Here is a 17,443-nt window from a genome sequence, read left to right as displayed (position 1 = left end):
GGCTCCGTCGGGGTCATCTGCCATCCTGCCCTAGATCCAGGAAGGCATCCACATCCGGAGCCGCCACTCCTGGTACGGGATAACTTCGGCGGCCCAGACGGGATAGAAGAAGGCCGCCAGCAGGACTGCGGCCGCCGTGAACAAGGCCACCAGGTACAGCCCGGCCCGGCGGCGCCACGGCGGGTCGGTCGTCCTCCCCAGGACCAGCCCCAGGCAATAGACGAGCGCCAGCACCAGGAACGGTTCGAAGGACACGGCATAGAAGTAGAACATGGTCCGCTCCGGGTACAGGAACCAGGGCAGGTACCCCGCGGCGACTCCCGCAAGCACCGCTCCCGCCCGCCAGTCCCGGCGCCCCGCCCACCAGAACAGGAGCACCACCAGCGATATCGCTGCCGCCCACCAGACGAGGGGATTTCCCACCGACAGGATGGCGGATGTGCACTTGTCCACGTCACAGCCCGGTGTGCCGCGCTCCGGTGATTCGTAGAAAAACGACGTGGGCCTGCCCATCAGCAGCCAGCTCCAGGCGCTGGCCTCATACGGGTGGTCGGACCCCAGGCCCTGGTGGAACTTGTACGCCTCCAGATGGTAGTGCGCCAGGGACCGGATTGAATCCGGCAGCCAGTCCCATCCAGCGGACGGATTGCTCTGCGCCCAGCGGCGGAAGTAGGCGTCTTCTGAGCGGAACCAGCCGGTCCAGGTGGCGGCGTAGACGAGCGCGGCAACCGGGACCATACTCAGGAACGCCGGGATGCCATCCTTGATCACGCCGCCGCTGATCCAGCCGCGGATGCCCGCCACCCGCCGTGCGCTAAGGTCCCACAGCACGGTGAGGACGCCGAAGCCCGCCAGGAAGAACAAGCCTGACCATTTGGTCCCCACGGCAAGGCCCAGGAAGACCCCGGCTGCTATCCGCCACCAACGGATCCCCAGCCATGGCCCGGATAACAATTGCGCGGCGGTGGGAAGCCCCCCGGATGCGGCCTTGGCCAGGCGGGCCGCCAGCCGGCGTCGGCCGTCATCCCGGTCCATCAGCAGGGCGCCAAAGGCTGCGAGGATCCAGAACATCAGGAAGATATCCAGCAGCGATGTCCGCGACATCACCAAGTGATGGCCGTCCACGGCGAGGAGAAGGCCCGCGGCACCCGCCAGCGGCAGTGAATGGAAGATTTTCAGTGCTATCAGGGACAGGAGCAGGATGGACAGGGTCCCGGTCAGGGCCGCGGCAAAGCGCCAACCGAAAGAGTTATCCGGCCCGAAGAGCCACATACCGGCGGCAATCATCCACTTTCCCACCGGGGGGTGGACCACGTACTCGGGAGAGTCCAGGAGCAGGGCGGGGTTTCCTGCGTTGAAGGAATCATTGGCTTTGTCCGGCCAGCTGCGCTCGTAACCGCTGATGAGGTACGAGTAGGCGTCCTTGACGTAATACGTTTCGTCAAAGACCAGCTTGTTTGGCGCCTCCAGCCGGACAAACCGCAGGACGCCGCCGGCGGCCGAAGCCAGGAGGGGAACCAGCAGGAACCAAAGCCGCAGTGATGGCGGATAGTCCCGCCAGTTGCGGACTGGCCCCAGCAGCCGGGCGCGCAGGGACTCCGCCGTAAAGGCCTCCGCTGGTCGGCTGACCCACGGCCGGGCCGGCGGGTTCCCGGGTCGGGCAACAGTTCCGGTGGAGGAACCGGCGGACTTCGGGGATGTGGCGTGTTCGGCCCCGGCCGGCCGCGTCGAGGTCTGCGTCACGAGCCCCATGCTACCTTTTGCGGCTGGCGGCGCCCGGCAGCAGTAGGCTGGTGGCGTGGACCCTAACCCCAGCCCCTTTACTGATTCCGGCACTGCCAGCCCCGATGAGGAAGCCGAAGGACAGCCGTCAGGGGGTTCGGATGCAGGCGCGGTCCCGGTGCCTGGGGGAGGGCGGATCGTGCTGGCGGCCACCCCGATCGGCAATACTGGCGACGCGTCCGCCCGCCTGGTGGAGTTGCTGGGCACAGCGGACATCGTTGCCGCTGAAGACACCCGCCGCCTGCACCGGTTGGTGCAAAGCCTGGGCGTCACTGTTGCGGGACGCGTGATCAGCTACCACGAGCACAACGAGGCAGTGAAAACAGCCGAACTTCTTGAACAGGTGAAGGCGGGCAAGACCCTGGTAATGGTCACCGACGCCGGGATGCCCTCAGTGTCCGATCCAGGGTTCCGGCTGGTGGAAGGCGCCGTGGCGGACGGGCTCACCGTCACTGCCGTGCCCGGCCCGTCGGCTGTACTGACGGCGCTGGCACTGTCCGGCCTGCCCACCGACCGTTTCTGCTTCGAGGGATTCCTGCCCCGGAAGGCAGGTGAAAGGGCGTCCCGCCTGGCTGACCTTTCGGGGGAGCGCCGGACGATGGTGTTCTTCGAAGCGCCGCACCGGCTTGAGGTAATGCTGCGGGCGCTGCGCGAACGCTTCGGCCCTGAGCGCCGCGTGGCCGTGTGCCGGGAACTGACCAAAACCTACGAGGAGGTGATCCGCGGTTCGCTCGGGGAGCTCCTGCAATGGGCCGAGGCCACCGAGGTCCGTGGTGAAATCGCCGTTGTCCTGGCCGGTGCACCTGAGCAGGCTCCGGGGACTCCCGAGGACCACGTGGCGGCCGTCAACGAACTCGTGTCCCAGGGGATCCGCCTTAAGGAAGCTGTAGCGGCTGTCGCCGAGGACGTCCGGGTGAGCAAGCGCGAGCTCTACTCGGCCGTTCTCGCGGCCCGCTGAGGAGGGCGGCCACTGGGGTGGAAGTCCTGTGCAGGTGCACAGGCCTTCCCTCTTTCCGTAGTGCGTGAAGGCGTAGACCCGCACGTGGCACGGCAGTAGTCTGGCAACTAATCAGCCATGACGACGGCGGCCACTCCGGCCGCCGCCCGGGGCTGCAACAACCCTACTGACGAGGGAGTCATCGTGACTGTCACTGCACAGCCGGCCGTTTCCGCAGAACGCGAAAGCGCCCTTTTGGCCTCTGTTCCCACCGGCCTGCTTATCAATGGTGAGTGGCGGGCTGCCGCTTCGGGCAAGACTTTCGACGTCGAGGACCCGGCGACGGGCAAGGTGCTGTTGAGCATTGCCGACGCCGGTCCCGAGGACGGTGCCGCTGCCCTGGACGCCGCCGCCGCCGCCCAGGAATCCTGGGCAAAAGTGGCGCCGCGTGAACGCGGCGAAATCCTGCGCCGCGCGTTTGAGCTCGTGACAGAGCGGGCGGAGGACTTCGCCCTGCTCATGACGATGGAGATGGGCAAGCCGCTGGCGGAAGCCCGGGGCGAGGTCACCTACGGCGCCGAGTTCCTGCGCTGGTTCTCCGAGGAAGCGGTCCGTGCCTTCGGCCGCTACTCGGTCTCCCCGGACGGGAAGTCCCGGCTGCTGGTCACCAAAAAGCCGGTGGGCCCCTGCCTGCTCATCACCCCGTGGAACTTCCCGCTGGCCATGGCCACGCGCAAGATTGCCCCGGCCGTGGCCGCGGGCTGCACCATGGTGCTGAAGTCCGCAAACCTCACGCCGCTGACCTCCCAGCTGTTCGCCGCCGTCATGATGGAGGCCGGCTTGCCCGCCGGCGTCCTGAACGTTATCCCCACCTCAACGGCCGGCGCCACCACCGGCCCGCTGATCAAGGACTCCCGGCTCCGTAAACTGTCCTTCACAGGCTCCACGGAAGTGGGCCGCCGGCTACTCGCGGACGCCTCCGAAACGGTGCTGCGCACCTCCATGGAGCTGGGCGGCAACGCCCCGTTCGTCGTCTTCGAGGACGCCGACCTGGACGCCGCCGTCACCGGGGCCATGCTCGCGAAGCTGCGGAACATGGGCGAGGCCTGCACCGCGGCCAACCGCTTCATCGTCCACGAGTCCGTTGCAGCGGATTTCGCGGAGAAGTTCGCCGCGAAGATGAAGGAGATGACCACCGCCCGGGGCACCGAGCCCGATTCCAAGGTGGGCCCGCTGATCGACGCCAAGAGCCGGGACAAGGTCCACGAACTGGTCTCGGACGCCGTTGCCTCCGGCGCGAAAGCCGTCTTGGGCGGCGGCCCGGTGGAGGGCCCGGGTTACTTCTACCAGCCCACCATCCTCTCCGGGGTGACCGAAGGCACCCGGATCCTGGCCGAGGAAATCTTCGGCCCGGTTGCCCCGATCATCACGTTCAGCAGCGAAGACGACGCCGTCCGGCTGGCCAACAACACCGAATACGGGCTGGTGGCATACGTCTTCACCAAGGACCTCAACCGCGGCATCCGGATGGGCGAAAAACTCGAAACCGGCATGCTGGGCCTGAACGCCGGCGTCATCTCCAACGCCGCCGCACCCTTCGGCGGCGTCAAGCAGTCCGGCCTCGGGCGCGAAGGCGGCCTTGAGGGCATCGAGGAATACCTTTACACCCAGTACATCGGCATCGCCGATCCCTACGCAGGATAGGCCTTCCCCCGGAACAGCGAAGCCGCCGCTTGCTACTGGGTCAGGAACGCGCCGGCCAGCGCGCTGACCAGAAGCGGGCGGCGGCTTTCGCCGTGTGCACCGATGCTGCTCCGGCAGCCCGGAACGGCGCCGTCAGCAGGCGTTTCAGCCGCCCCATCACCGACGGCGGTACCCACAGGGCGCGCAGCCGCCGCAGGGTGGGGGCATGGGCGCGCAGCGCGGTTTCCAGTGCCGCTATCCGGTTGCCGGTTACCTCCTGGTAAGCGCCTTCTGCCTGCGGAGTGGTGCCGCCGGTGCTCCCTCCGGGCACGTCCGCTGCCGCCGGCGGACCGTATTCCCGGCGTTCAAAGTCGGAGGTCAAGCCGGCGGCAGCCCGATGGGCGGCGTCGTCAAGCCCTCCCGTTTCCCCCAGCAGCCCGGACTCGCGGAGACGGGCGCTAAAGGCACGCGGGGTCTCGCTGGGTTTCGGCGGCATGCCATAGTCCGTCCCCAGGTCCACCATCTCACCCCAGGCCAGCGCTGCCGCCGTCCCTGGCTCGGCCGGTCGGAGCCGCCGTGCCCGGATGCTTGTCCTGGCCAGCCGCGGCGCCGCGGCGAGAAGAACAGCCCCCAGGACACCGCCCAGGCCCAGAAGCAACGGCAGAACCTGCACGCCGGCTGCAGTGCCGTCGCCCCCACCCGGGGCCGGCAGGGGAGCTGCACTCGGTGCCGGGGCAGGTGCCGGCGAGGCGTTCGGGACAAGGTCGTCGTTGTTTTCGAGGGCACCCGGGGCCGAAGGGGCCACTGTCTCGGTGGCGTAGTCAGGCACTACCCCACGGGACGGTGTGGGCTCAAAAGGCACCCAGCCCAGGCCCTGGAAGTACAGTTCCGGCCAGGCATGGGCATCCCTCGCATCCACCTCGTATTCGGGCAGCGCACCCTGGCCGGCCACGGAAACAGTGGCACCTGTCAGCCTGCCGGGGGCGTAGCCCACCGCAATGCGGCTGGGGATTCCTTCGAGCCGGGCCATCACGGCCATTGCGGAGGCGTAGTGAATGCAATAGCCGCTTTTCTGGTCCAGGAAGTCAGCCAGGACCGAGAGCCCGTTTCCGTCGTATCCGCCCTGAACTGGTGACTGCAGGGAGTAGGTGAATTCCGCGGAGCGAAGGTACTTCTGGATGGCCATCGCCTTCTCGTAAGGCGTCGTGCCGGCCCCTGCCACCGTGCCGGCGGTGGTCCGGACGATATCGGGCACGTTGCCCGGAATCCTGGTGAAGTCCTCGGAGATGCCCTGCACGCTTGCCGACGATTGGGCCAGCAGCCCAGCCGTCAGCCTTGGAACGGAGGACGTAACCAGATACTCCTGCCGCCGCGAGGTGGTATCCGTCCCCTTGATGCTCAAGGTGGCAGGATCCCAGGTCCAGCGGCCATCAAGGCCCCGCACTGATTCCGGCGGGTACGGTGCCGGCAGGTACGGGCTGGTGAAGGTTCCGGCGTCGATTGCCGTGACCAGCGGCTGCTGTTCGTCCGCGAGGACGGTATAGCCGGGATCGATCTGGCTGCCAAGGGGGCGCCGGGACGCGTTGCGGTCATCCGGGCCCCAGGAGTCGCCGTCGAAATGGTCCACAGTGACAGACCTCAGGTACAGCGGGGCGGTGGAATTGGTGGCGTACGTGATCCGTCCAGTCCCGGCAGGGGTGCGCAGGCTGTTGCCCAGCGTGATCATCGGGTTCAGGCCCGTGGACGTGCCCCACGGATTAAGCCGGGAGCCTTGCGGGAACGTGCCCTGGTCAAACCCCGGTACAGCCATCGGTACCAGCATGGTTGCAACCAGCGCCACCGACCCCGTCAACGCGGCCCTCCGGACCTGGCCAGGGTTCCGGGCGGAATCCACCGGGGTGCGGGCATCCGGAACAAACCACTGGCTGCAGGCGAGGATCATCAGGTACCCCGCGACGGCGGCCGTAAATCCCCAAAAGCCGACGCTTTGGGGCTTGATCATGGCAGGTACCACGAGGATGGCCAGCAGCCCCGCGCCCGTGGCGGCCGGCATGCCCAGCGGAACGGCGAGCGCGTCAACGAGGATGACCGCCAGGCCCAGGACTGCGCAGATCACCATAACGATGCCCACGTTGGGCGCCACGGGAGCTGTTTCGGACAGTACTGTTTCGCTGGCCCGGCGGATCAGCCGGTTCAGCTCCCCGAGGCTGGCCCCGGTGGGGATGATGCCGGCAACACTGGAGCCGCGGAAGAATGTCAGCGTCAGGACGGCGCCCAGGGCAAGGAACCCGCCGGCAGTGACAAGCAGGGGCTGTGCCCTGACCGAACGCAGGGCGGCCAGCGTGAAGCTGACCACCAGCACGGTGGTGAAAACAGGCCAGTACCAGCCCCAGCCCCGGAGGACTCCGTTCAGTGACAGGGCCGCCCCGGCAACGGCCACCGCAATGGAGCCTGCCATCATCCAGGGGTAGGCCCCAACACGGGTTCGTCCTGCCGGGTCCCCGGCGGGCGGCGCAGGTTGCCGGTCAGTTCCCGAACTCCGGGGTGGCGCGATGGTCATCCTGCCACCTCCGCTCCCCGCCGGACCTCGGTTGCCGGGGTTTCAGGCAACGCGACGTCCTGGTCGAACTGGTTCCATGCCGCTGCAACCGATACTGACGGCGGCACCGCGGCAGCCCGCCAGCCTCCCTGCCGGAGCTTCTCGAGTGCGTCCTCGTATTCCGCAGGCCGCTCAGTGACAACGATGGCAAAGGCGTTGGTGCCGTACCCGGCGGCCGGAGCGAGGGACAAGGCGTCCAGCGGTGAGATCCTTCCCAGGACGGCGATCAGCGGGCCCCGCATGCGGTGCGCCGATAACTTGTCCATCAGGTTGTCGTCAAAGGGCGGGGGTCCGGGCTCCTGGTGACCATGCGGTTCCCGGAGGCCCAAGATGTCCCGGCGCCCCGCGTCGCGGCGGGCATGCGGCCCGGTAAGTTGAATTGCCGCCAGGCTTTCAGCGATGGACTGGAGTCCGGACCCCCCGCTGTACTCCTCCACCTCGGGTTCGGGCGCGGAGGGCGAACTGAGGAAGGCAGGTTCGCCGCGGGCGTCCAGCAGGCGCAGGCCGTAATTGCGCTCGGCCAGGTGGGCACTGATGGACATGGCTGCAACAACGGCCCACTCAAAGGTTTCGCTGCTGACCATGGAGTGGCTGTTCTGCGCTGCACTTCCTGCAGGCAGGGTCCCGGAACCTCCGGAGAAGGCAGTGAACCGATGGTCCAGGATGATGGTGGCTTCGGGCGTTGTTACAGATTCCTCCTGCCGCACCATCAGGGCACCATGGCGCGCTGTAGCGGCCCAGTGCACCCGGCGCATCGGGTCGCCATGGCGGTATTCCCGGGTCATCACGTCGTCGTCGCTGGGGTTTGCCCGGATCCTGGTGGCCGTGACGCCGTCGTTGCCCCGGGCGCCGGCCAGGCCGGTCAAAGGAAGTACGACGGCGGCGGGCGTGACAGTGAGCGTGTCGCCGTCGTCTATTGCCTGCCGGTGGAGGGACAGCCCGAACGGGTCGGTGAACTCTGCGGTAACGGGACCAATAAGGAATTGGCCGCGCTGGTCGGAGCGGAGGTGGTACTCGTACCTGCTGGTGCCGCCGTTGGCGGAACGGGACGGGAACCGGAACGCGGGCGACTCACCAAAGCGGGGTGGAAGCTTTTCCTCCATGGTGGCCCTGCCGGTTCCTGCCCCGGTCCGCGCTACCGCAAGCCGCACGGTGGTGGGGGCCGACGTCTCCACCGGTGACGGGTTGAATTCGCGGTACACCTGGAAGCGGGGCTTCACCAGCCGGATACCCGCCAGGGAGACCAATGGAAGCACGAACAGCAGCACGGCGAGGCTGAGCAGGTCCCGCCGGCCCATCACGTGCGCTGCGGCAAGTGCTGCGGCCCCCGCCGCCAGCATGCCCCAGCCGCGCTGGGTAAAGAGGTGTCGGGGCACTCTGTCCAGCAAAGCCATGAATAGCCGCCTAGTGGTTCCTGCTCAGGCCTGCCACAGGGGCGGTCCTGCCCGTGGACGCCGCAGGCCTGTTTCCGGCGTCTGCGGGCCTTTGTGCCACGGGCAGCCGGGACAGGATGCCACGAAGGACACTGTGGGGGGTTTCTCCGGCGCCGGCCGCCTTCCGGTCAAGGATGATACGGTGCGCCAGCACAGATTCCGCAACATCCACGACGTCGTCCGGCAGCACAAAGTCGCGGCCGTCCAGGGCAGCCGTGGCCTTGGCAGCCCGCAGCAGCTGCAGCATGGACCGCGGGCTCGCGCCCAGGCGAAGCAGGGGACTCTCCCGGGTGGCCCTGCCTACGGAGACGGTGTACTCCTTGACTGCCTGCGAGACGTAGACCTGCTGGACCGTGGCGATCATCGCCGCCACGTCCGCAGTGGTTACCACCGCCGATACCTTGGCCAGGGGTGACGTTGCCTGATGGGTCTCGAGCATTTCGATTTCGGAGTCCTTGTCCGGGTAGCCCATGGAGATGCGCGCCATGAAGCGGTCACGCTGGGCTTCCGGCAGCGGATACGTGCCCTCCATTTCGATGGGGTTTTGCGTTGCCACCACCATGAACGGCTCGTCCAGCCGGTACGAATTGCCGTCCACCGTCACCTGGTGTTCCTCCATGCATTCGAGCAGGGCGGATTGCGTCTTTGCTGATGCGCGGTTGATCTCGTCGCCGATGACGATGTTGGCGAAGACAGCACCGGGGCGGAACTCGAAGAGCCTGGAAGCCTGGTTGTAGATGGAAACGCCGGTGACGTCGGAGGGCAGCAGATCCGGCGTGAACTGGATCCGGTTGACCGTGCAGTCGATGGTCCGGGCAAGCGTCTTGGCAAGAAGCGTCTTTCCCACGCCCGGCACATCCTCCAGGAGCAGGTGGCCCTGGGCCAGCAGGACCGTCAACGCCAGCTTCGCGGCGTCGGACTTCCCGTCAATGACAGTGTTGATCGTGCCCAGGATCCGCTGGCTTGCGGCGTGGAAGGACGCGCCGTCCATTGCGGTGGGCCGGTGCCCGTTGAGGTGGCTGACGGGGTCGGTAACCCCCGCCAGGTTACGGTTCGCAGCGCTCACATCGTTGGCAGTGCGTCGGTGGGATTCCATCGGCAACCTTTCAGCCCGGGGTTCACCTGGACGGGACAGTAAGCCCTGCCTTCGCCCGTCGGTGGGCGCCTGCATGTGTTCGTACCAGACTACTAACACAACTGCCGCAGCTGACAGAGAGTTCCAACAAATATGCGCCCACCTGCGCGGTTTAGGCTTGATGGATGTGCAATCCGCTGATCCCCGCCGCTTACCGTGTTTCCGCTGCCGGCGGCGCTACGGAAGAAGACAGCCGGCCGCAACGGGAATTTCCCCCTGCTCCGGAGCCTTTGCCGGTGCCAGTCATGGACAACCACACGCACCTGGACTTCCCGGACGGAAAAGCGCCGGTGGGCATCAAAGAGGCGCTTGACGCCGCCGCCGCGGTAGGCGTCCAGGGAGCGGTCCAGGTGGGCTGCGACCTGGAATCCTCTCGGTTCACCGTCCAGGCGGTGGACATGGACGAGCGGCTGCTCGGAGCGGTGGCGCTTCACCCCAACGATGCTCCCCGCTACGCCGAACGCGGCCAACTGGAACAGGCCCTGGCGGAAATCGAGCAGCTGGCAGCCCATCCGCGCATCCGGGCCATCGGTGAAACGGGGCTCGACTTTTTCCGGACGGAGGGCGAGGGGCTGGCGCACCAGCGGTACTCCTTCCGCCGCCATATCGATATCGCCAAGCGGCTGAACCTGACGCTGCAGATTCATGACCGGGACGCCCACAGCGACGTTGTCCAGGTGCTCAAGGAAGAAGGAGCCCCCGAGCGCGTGGTTTTCCACTGCTTTTCGGGTGATGAGGAGTTGGCATCCATCTGTAACAGGGAAGGCTGGTGGATGTCATTCGCCGGGACACTGACGTTCAAGAACGCCACCAACCTGCGGGCCGCGCTCGCTGCCGCCGATCCCGACTTGGTCCTCGTTGAAACGGACGCTCCCTTCCTGACTCCGCATCCGCACCGGGGCCGGCCGAACGCCAGCTACATGGTCCCGTACACCGTCCGTGCCATGGCGGAATTGACAAGCACCGACCTTGCCGCGCTGGGCGCCCGCATCAGCCAAAACACCGAGCAGGCGTACGGTTCGTGGGACTAAGAACCGAATGCCGGTGGACCCAAGGGTGAATACGCGGTATGCAAGATTCTTGGTGGCTTTATAACGCTACGGTTACAGTGGGGAATTATTAGCCGGGGTCGGGGAAGGCCACCGGGTAAATTCACTTCGTTTGCAGCAGCAACTGCTGGGCCTTTTCCAGCGTGCCTGCTGTACGGAGTGTGGCGGCGCGAGGGTGCCCGGACTACCCCTTTTCCAGGTGGTGCCGGGCATTTTATTGCGCTATCCCCGTGCCCGGAGGGACCTAAAGTTACGGGCAATCGTGGTCAAGTTCTTCACAACGGACGGCAAGTTCAGCTTTATCAAGGTTGGGACGCAACTCCTGGTGCTGTGCGCGCTGGTTGTGGGCCTCGTAGCCTTCGTCGGCAATAACAAAACCATCACGCTGAACGTGGACGGCAAGGTAACGTCCGTCCAGACGTTCGGCGGAACTGTGGGACAGGTCGTCAAAAGCGCGAACGTCGAGCTGAAGCCCGCGGACAGGGTCTCCCCATCTGTTGATGCCACCGTCCAGAACGGCACGGTCATCAACGTCAACATGGCCAAGGAAGTCAAAGTCAGCCTGGACGGCTCCGAAAAGACGGTGAACACCACCGCCCAGGACGTCGAAGGATTGGTGACCGAACTCGGTGTCGCAAGCGCGTCGTCGGTCTCGGTACCAAAGGACGCCCAGCTCTCGGTGGCCGGGTCCTTCGTCTCCATTTCCACTCCCAAGTCTGTGAGCATTGTCGCTGACGGCAAGGTCGAGACCGCCACCACAACAGCCGCCACGGTGGGCAAGGTACTGGAAGATGCGGGCCTGACCCTCGGCGCCAATGACCGGTCTTCACAGCCGGCCAACGCGCACGTGGTCAACAACATGGTCATCAAGGTCTCCCGCGTGGACACCGGCCAGACTGCGGTGACTACCGACGACGTCCCGTTCACGTCGGAGACCATCGAGAGCGCCGAGATGCTCAAGGGTGAGAAGGAAGTCACCCAGGCAGGTTCCGCAGGGAAGGTGGAGAAGACCTTCAAGCTCGTACTGGTTGACGGCCGCGAAGCGTCCCGCACCCTGGTATCCGAAACGGTTACCGCCCAGCCCGTAACCGAGAAGATCACGGTGGGCACGAAGGCCAAGCCTGAACCCGTAGCCAAGGCTGCCCCGGCAGCCCCTGCCGGTACCAATAGCGGCGCCAACACCGGTGCCTCCGCCCCGGCGATGATGAACGAGGCCATGTGGGACAAGATCGCCAAGTGTGAATCAGGCGGAAACTGGTCCATTAACACCGGCAACGGCTACTACGGCGGCCTCCAGTTCGACATCCAGACCTGGCTGGGATCCGGCGGCGGCGCATACGCTCCCAACGCCAGCCTTGCCACGAAGGCACAGCAGATCGACATCGCCAACCGCGTCTACGCGCAGCGCGGCCTCCAGCCGTGGGGTTGCGGCTGGGCTGCCACCAGCTGACACCAGAAGACCACAAGCCCCGCGGGGCAGTGCGGCCGGGCCTGGATCTTCCGGGCCCGGCCGCAGCACTTAACCGGGCCGGGCGCAAGTGCCGCGCGGGATAGGATACCTAGGTGACTGAACCCATCCCCGCCGCGCCCGCACCGCTTTTTGGTGCTTCCGACATACGCCGGCTGGCGGAGGAGATCGGTATCCGCCCCACCAAAACCCTGGGCCAAAACTTCGTGATTGACGGCAACACCATCCGCAGGATTGTGGCCATAGCGGGTGTCGGCCCGGACGAAACTGTGCTGGAAGTGGGGCCCGGCCTGGGATCGCTGACTCTCGGCCTCCTGGACGCCGCTGCTTCGGTAGTGGCAGTCGAGATCGACCCAGTGCTTGCCGCAAAGCTTCCCGCCACGGTGACGGAATGGCGTCCGTCGGCAGCCGCCGGCTTCCACCTGGTGCAGGCCGATGCCATGAAAGTCACAGAGCTGCCGGTCCAGCCCTCCGCTCTGGTGGCCAACCTGCCCTACAACGTGGCCGTGCCCGTTGTGCTGCACCTTCTGCAGCATTTCCCCAGTCTTCAGCACGGTCTGGTCATGGTCCAGGACGAGGTGGCTGACCGCCTCGCTGCCGGCCCGGGATCCAAAACCTATGGCGTGCCCTCCGTGAAGGCGGCGTGGTACAGCAAGATGCGCAAAGCCGGCGTGATTGGCATGAACGTGTTCTGGCCGGCACCCAAGATCCACTCCGGGCTGGTCTCCTTCGCCCGCCACGAACCGCCTGCCACCAGCGCCACCCGCGAGCAGGTTTTCGCCGTGGTGGACGCTGCCTTCGCGCAGCGGCGCAAGACGCTGCGCGCCGCCCTCGCTGGCTGGGCCGGGAGCGCGGCGGAAGCCGAACGCTGCCTGGTGGCTGCCGGCGTCGACCCCACAGCCCGGGGCGAAGTGATCGACATTGCAGCCTTCGCGAGGATCGCGGAAGCCCGTGAGGCCCGGCCATGAACGCACCGGCGGGACGGTTCACCGCCAGGACCGTCCGCGCCAAGGCTCCGGGGAAGGTCAACGTTTCCCTGGACGTCGGACCGCTACGGCCTGACGGCTACCATTCCGTGGCCAGCGTCTACCTTGCCGTTTCGCTGTACGAGGAAGTAACGGCCACCAGCACCGAAACGCCAGGGATTACGGTGAGCTTGAGCCCGGACAGCACCCTGGACCTGGACGACGTCGATATCCCCTTGGACCAGAACAACCTGGCGTACAAGGCGGCAGCCATCATGGCGGACGTTTCCGAGCACGCCACGGGCGTCCATCTGGAAATCACCAAACGGGTGCCGGTGGCGGGCGGCATGGGCGGTGGCTCCGCTGACGCTGCAGCTACGCTCCTGGCCTGCGACGCACTCTGGAACAGCGGGCTCTCCCGGGAAGAACTGGCGCATCTCGCCGCCGAACTGGGTGCCGACGTTCCCTTTTCCCTGCTCGGCGGGACAGCGGTGGGCCTGGGCCTCGGCGATGAGCTGTCCCCGGCCCTGGCCAAGGCGCAGACGGACTGGGTCCTGGTCACGGCGGATTACGGACTCCCCACGCCCGAGGTGTACAGGACCCTGGACCGCATGCGGGCGGCGGAGGGCCTCGAGGTTGAGGAACCAACAGGAGTGGACCCGCAGATTCTCACCGCCCTCCGCAGCGGGGACGCCGAAGCCCTCAGCCGTGTCCTGGTCAATGACCTCCAGCGGGCATCCATCGAGCTGGCGCCGTCGTTGCGCGATACGCTGGGAATCGGTGAAGCACATGGAGCCATTGCGGGCATCGTCTCAGGCTCGGGCCCTACGGTGGCATTGCTGGCCGATGACCCTGTAGCCGCTGAAGGCCTGGCAGAAAACCTGCGGCGGCGCGGATTGACGGCCCTCGCCGTGCACGGCCCGGTTCCCGGAGCCCGCATCATGTCCGACATCCTTCTGTAAGACGTTCAGTTCCAATCTCAGCAGCAGAAAGCAGTTCCCCTTTGGCACACCTTCTTGGCGGCGAGAACCTGACCGTCTCCTACGCAACCCGCACCGTCCTGGACGGCATCACCCTCGGACTCGAAGAGGGCGACCGGATCGGCATGGTGGGCCGGAACGGTGACGGAAAGTCCACCCTGATGCGCCTGCTGGCGCTCCGGTCGACCCCGGATTCCGGACGCGTCACCAAGCGTGGCGACGTCAACGTGGGCTACCTGGACCAAAGCGACGTGCTCGACGGCGACCTGACAGTCGGCGCGGCGATCGTGGGGGACCAGGCCGATTATGAGTGGGCACGAAACCCCCAGATCCGCGAGATCATGGGCGGCCTGGTGTCCGACGTCGACTGGCACGCCAACGTCCACGCCCTCTCGGGCGGGCAGAAGCGGCGCGTTGCCCTGGCCAAGCTCCTCATCGAGGACCATGACGTCATCATGCTCGACGAGCCCACCAACCACCTCGATGTCGAGGGCGTGGCGTGGCTTTCCCGGCACCTGAAGACCCGGTGGCGCGCGAACCAGGGTGCGTTCCTGGTGGTCACCCACGACCGCTGGTTCCTGGACGAGGTCTGCAACAAGACCTGGGAAGTCCACGACGGCATCGTGGATCCGTTCGACGGCGGCTACGCAGCGTACGTGCTGGCCCGCGCCGAGCGTGACCGTTCGGCCAGCGTGATGGAAAGCAAGCGCCAGCAGCTGGTCAAGAAGGAACTCGCCTGGCTTCGCCGCGGCGCGCCGGCACGCACCGCCAAACCGAAGTTCCGGATTGAGGCGGCGAACGCCCTCATAGCCGACGTGCCTGAACCCAGGGATTCCATGGCATTGAGCAAAATGGCAACCGCGCGGCTGGGCAAGGATGTCCTGGACCTGGAAAAGGTGTCGCTGGACTTCCTTGGGGGTGACGAAGGGCAGAAACTCTTCGACAACATCACGCTGAGGCTCGCACCAGGTGAGCGGCTAGGCCTGGTGGGCGTCAACGGCGCCGGCAAAACCACCCTGCTGAAGCTCCTCAACGGCCAGATTGAGCCCACGTCCGGCAGGCTCAAGCGCGGCAAGACCGTGGTCACTGCGGTGCTTACCCAGGAGGTCAAAGAGCTCGACGACGTCTCGGACCTGCGCGTGATCGAGGTGATCGAACGCGAGAAACGGTCCATCAACGTGGGCGGCAAGGAGTTCACAGCCGGCCAGCTCGTGGAACAACTTGGCTTCACCAACGAGAAGCAGTGGACCCCGGTGCGGGACCTTTCCGGCGGTGAGCGCCGCCGTCTCCAGCTGCTGCGCCTGCTGGTGGGGGAGCCCAACGTGCTGATGCTTGATGAGCCCACCAACGACCTGGACACCGATACCCTCGCCGCCGTCGAGGACGTCCTGGACGGCTGGCCCGGGACCCTCGTTGTGGTGAGCCACGACCGGTACCTTCTGGAGCGCGTGACCGACCACCAGATGGCGCTGCTGGGCGACGGAAAGATCCGCGCCCTGCCGCGCGGCGTGGACCAGTACCTGGAGCTGCGTGAGGCTGCCCTGGCCGGGTCCACGATCACCGGCGGCGGGAACCCCGTCACCGGCGGCGGTTCCGCCGCCGCAGCCGCGGCTCCCGCAGGCCCGTCCGAAGCCGAAAAGCGCGACGCCCGCAAAGCAAAGAACCGCATCGAACGCCAGCTCGGCAAACTGGAGCAGCAGGAAAAGAAGCTCCACGTCCAGATGGTCAAAAGCACCGAACAATCGGACTTCGACGCCCTGGCCGAACAGAACAAGAAGCTCAAGGACCTGGCAGGAGAACGCGAAGCCCTCGAGCTCGAATGGCTCGAAGCCCTCGAGGTCCTCGGGGAGTAGTCGCTTCTGGAGACCCGGCTGTGCCCGGGTTGGGTGCCGGAGCGGGCCCTTCGGCGTCGCTTGTGCCCGGCTAGGGTGCCGGAGCCGGCCCTTCGGCGTCGCTTAGACACAGGACATAGGGAGCGCTCCGGTCGCTGAGCGACCTCCGCGCTCCGATGTCCCGCGATGCGCGACTTTCCGAAGGACCGCCTCCGGAAGCTAACGTCCCCTCCCAGCGTGCTCACCACCTGAAACGAAGAAACAGCAGGAGTCGTGCGGGGACCCCCCGACAGGACCGTCTCCAGCGACGGCAACACGCCTCACCTCCGGGGAGCAGCAAGCATCCGGCCGGAACCTTTGGCAGACGGGCGGGGCCGGGGACTCTCGAACGGAGAGATAGGCAAGAGCGGTGCGGGGGGCCTTCGCGTAGGAGCGCATCGCGGCGCATCGGGCGCCGGAGGTCCCCCAGCGACCGTAGGTGCCCCTATGCGACGTAAGCGTCGTCCCGAGGGACCCGACGCGAGCTTGCGAGTGTTGGGAAGGGACCCACGCGCTAAGCGACGGCGAAGGGCCGCTGCGCCGCGAACCTAACCACGGCCCACCGCGAAGGTAACCAAGCGCGGAGGCTCAACCCTCGGACATGAGTTCGGGGTCTTTTTTGAGGCCGGTCAGGCCGTTCCAGGCGAGGTTGACCAGGTGGGCCGCAACAGTGTGTTTGTCTGGCTGGCGGCTGTCCTGCCACCATTGGCCGGTCATGGCGACCATGCCGACGAGCATCTGGGCGTACATGGCGCCGTCCTGGGCGCTGAAACCGCGGCGGTCGAACTCGTCCGAGAGGATGTGTTCCACTTTGGCGGTGACATGGGAGAGCAGGGTGGAGAACGCGCCTTCGGGTTGCGACGGCGGGGCGTCACGCATGAGGATCCGGAAGCCCTCGGTGCGCTCCTCGATGTAGGTCAGTAACGCCAGCGCGGCGCGTTCCACGAGGACGCGCGGCTTTGCCTCCGCGGTGAGGGCAGCGTTGATGGCATCCAGGAGGATCCGGAATTCGAAGTCCACCACCTGCGTGTACAGGCCTTCCTTGGATCCGAAGTGCTCATAGATGACGGGCTTGGAAACTCCCGCGCAGGCAGCAATCTCCTCGATCGTGGTGCCGTCAAGCCCGCGGACGGCGAAAAGGCCCCGCCCGACCTCGATAAGCTGGCTCCGCCGCTGAAGGCCGGTCATCCGTGTCCGCGGAGGGTTGTTGCTCACATTTCCATCATGCACTACCCGCCCCGCCGGAAATTGCAGCCGCCCGGCCTGCCGGACAAGGGGCGGGTTAGGGGCAGAAACGGGGCAAGGACGCGGGCTGAACGGTCTGTGTCGCGCGGCGCCCCGAACCCGTGGCAAAATAACTACTTGTGCCCGGCCGCGCGCCACGGCACGGTCCGCTCTGGTGTAATGGCAGCACCCCGGCCTTTGGAGCCGTGGAGTATAGGTTCGAATCCTATGGGCGGAACTGCTGTGCGAGGAGCGTTCAGTAGGATGACATTCGGTGCCGGGACGGCTCAGGCCGCGCAGGCACCGCAAACGCCAGC

The 17,443-nt window shown here is 66.4% G+C and carries 12 protein-coding genes and 1 tRNA gene; 8 read left to right on the top strand and 5 right to left on the bottom strand.

What is annotated here, in order from left to right:
* Window positions 1–30 precede the first annotated feature (30 nt).
* Window positions 31–1,752 (bottom strand): dolichyl-phosphate-mannose--protein mannosyltransferase, encoded by a 1,722-nt coding sequence (locus M1D32_RS13475; RefSeq protein WP_458779154.1) that lies wholly within the window; start codon window positions 1,750–1,752, stop codon window positions 31–33.
* Between the two features lie 148 nt (window positions 1,753–1,900).
* Between M1D32_RS13475 and rsmI the strand changes: the two genes are divergently transcribed.
* Window positions 1,901–2,740, top strand: coding sequence for a 16S rRNA (cytidine(1402)-2'-O)-methyltransferase (rsmI, locus tag M1D32_RS13470; protein ID WP_458782190.1), 840 nt, complete (start codon window positions 1,901–1,903; stop codon window positions 2,738–2,740).
* 183 nt (window positions 2,741–2,923) lie between these two features.
* A complete protein-coding gene (locus M1D32_RS13465; RefSeq protein WP_458782189.1) occupies window positions 2,924–4,423 on the top strand; it encodes an NAD-dependent succinate-semialdehyde dehydrogenase in 1,500 nt (499 codons plus the stop codon).
* A 40-nt stretch (window positions 4,424–4,463) separates the two neighbouring features.
* Here the strand turns inward: M1D32_RS13465 and M1D32_RS13460 are convergent, their stop codons facing one another.
* From M1D32_RS13460 to M1D32_RS13450, 3 genes are read right to left on the bottom strand one after another with little or no spacing between them, the layout of a single operon-like run.
* Window positions 4,464–6,962 (bottom strand): transglutaminase family protein, encoded by a 2,499-nt coding sequence (locus M1D32_RS13460; protein WP_458779153.1) that lies wholly within the window; start codon window positions 6,960–6,962, stop codon window positions 4,464–4,466.
* Window positions 6,959–8,395 (bottom strand): DUF58 domain-containing protein, encoded by a 1,437-nt coding sequence (locus tag M1D32_RS13455; protein ID WP_458779152.1) that lies wholly within the window; start codon window positions 8,393–8,395, stop codon window positions 6,959–6,961. Before M1D32_RS13455 ends, M1D32_RS13460 begins: the two co-directional genes overlap by 4 nt.
* A 10-nt stretch (window positions 8,396–8,405) precedes the next feature.
* On the bottom strand, window positions 8,406–9,530 hold the full coding sequence (locus M1D32_RS13450; RefSeq protein ID WP_458779151.1) for an AAA family ATPase: 1,125 nt from the start codon (window positions 9,528–9,530) through the stop codon (window positions 8,406–8,408).
* A 164-nt stretch (window positions 9,531–9,694) separates the two neighbouring features.
* Here M1D32_RS13450 and M1D32_RS13445 point away from each other — a divergent pair, with 164 nt between their 5' ends.
* From M1D32_RS13445 to M1D32_RS13425, 5 genes are all read left to right on the top strand, one after another.
* Window positions 9,695–10,600, top strand: a complete 906-nt coding sequence (locus M1D32_RS13445) for a TatD family hydrolase (RefSeq protein WP_458779150.1) — start codon at window positions 9,695–9,697, stop codon at window positions 10,598–10,600.
* 280 nt (window positions 10,601–10,880) lie between these two features.
* Window positions 10,881–12,068 carry a transglycosylase family protein gene (locus M1D32_RS13440; RefSeq protein ID WP_458779149.1) on the top strand — a complete coding sequence of 396 codons (1,188 nt, stop codon included), beginning with the start codon at window positions 10,881–10,883 and terminating at the stop codon, window positions 12,066–12,068.
* 113 nt (window positions 12,069–12,181) lie between these two features.
* Window positions 12,182–13,054, top strand: a complete 873-nt coding sequence (gene rsmA / locus M1D32_RS13435) for a 16S rRNA (adenine(1518)-N(6)/adenine(1519)-N(6))-dimethyltransferase RsmA (protein ID WP_458779148.1) — start codon at window positions 12,182–12,184, stop codon at window positions 13,052–13,054.
* Window positions 13,051–14,013, top strand: a complete 963-nt coding sequence (locus tag M1D32_RS13430; RefSeq protein ID WP_458779147.1) for a 4-(cytidine 5'-diphospho)-2-C-methyl-D-erythritol kinase — start codon at window positions 13,051–13,053, stop codon at window positions 14,011–14,013. Before rsmA ends, M1D32_RS13430 begins: the two co-directional genes overlap by 4 nt.
* Window positions 14,014–14,054: 41 nt before the next feature.
* Complete coding sequence (locus M1D32_RS13425) at window positions 14,055–15,884, top strand: ABC-F family ATP-binding cassette domain-containing protein (protein WP_458779146.1); 1,830 nt, start codon at window positions 14,055–14,057, stop codon at window positions 15,882–15,884.
* 606 nt (window positions 15,885–16,490) lie between these two features.
* On the opposite strand, the gene M1D32_RS13420 is transcribed toward M1D32_RS13425, so the two are convergent.
* Entirely contained in the window at window positions 16,491–17,117 is a 627-nt protein-coding gene (locus M1D32_RS13420; protein WP_458779145.1) for a TetR/AcrR family transcriptional regulator, read from the bottom strand.
* Between the two features lie 175 nt (window positions 17,118–17,292).
* Between M1D32_RS13420 and M1D32_RS13415 the strand changes: the two genes are divergently transcribed.
* Window positions 17,293–17,364, top strand: a tRNA-Gln gene (locus M1D32_RS13415).
* Window positions 17,365–17,443 lie beyond the last annotated feature (79 nt).

It is taken from the genome of Arthrobacter sp. D3-16 (assembly GCF_054408515.1).
This window is presented reverse-complemented; position numbering and strand designations above follow the sequence as displayed.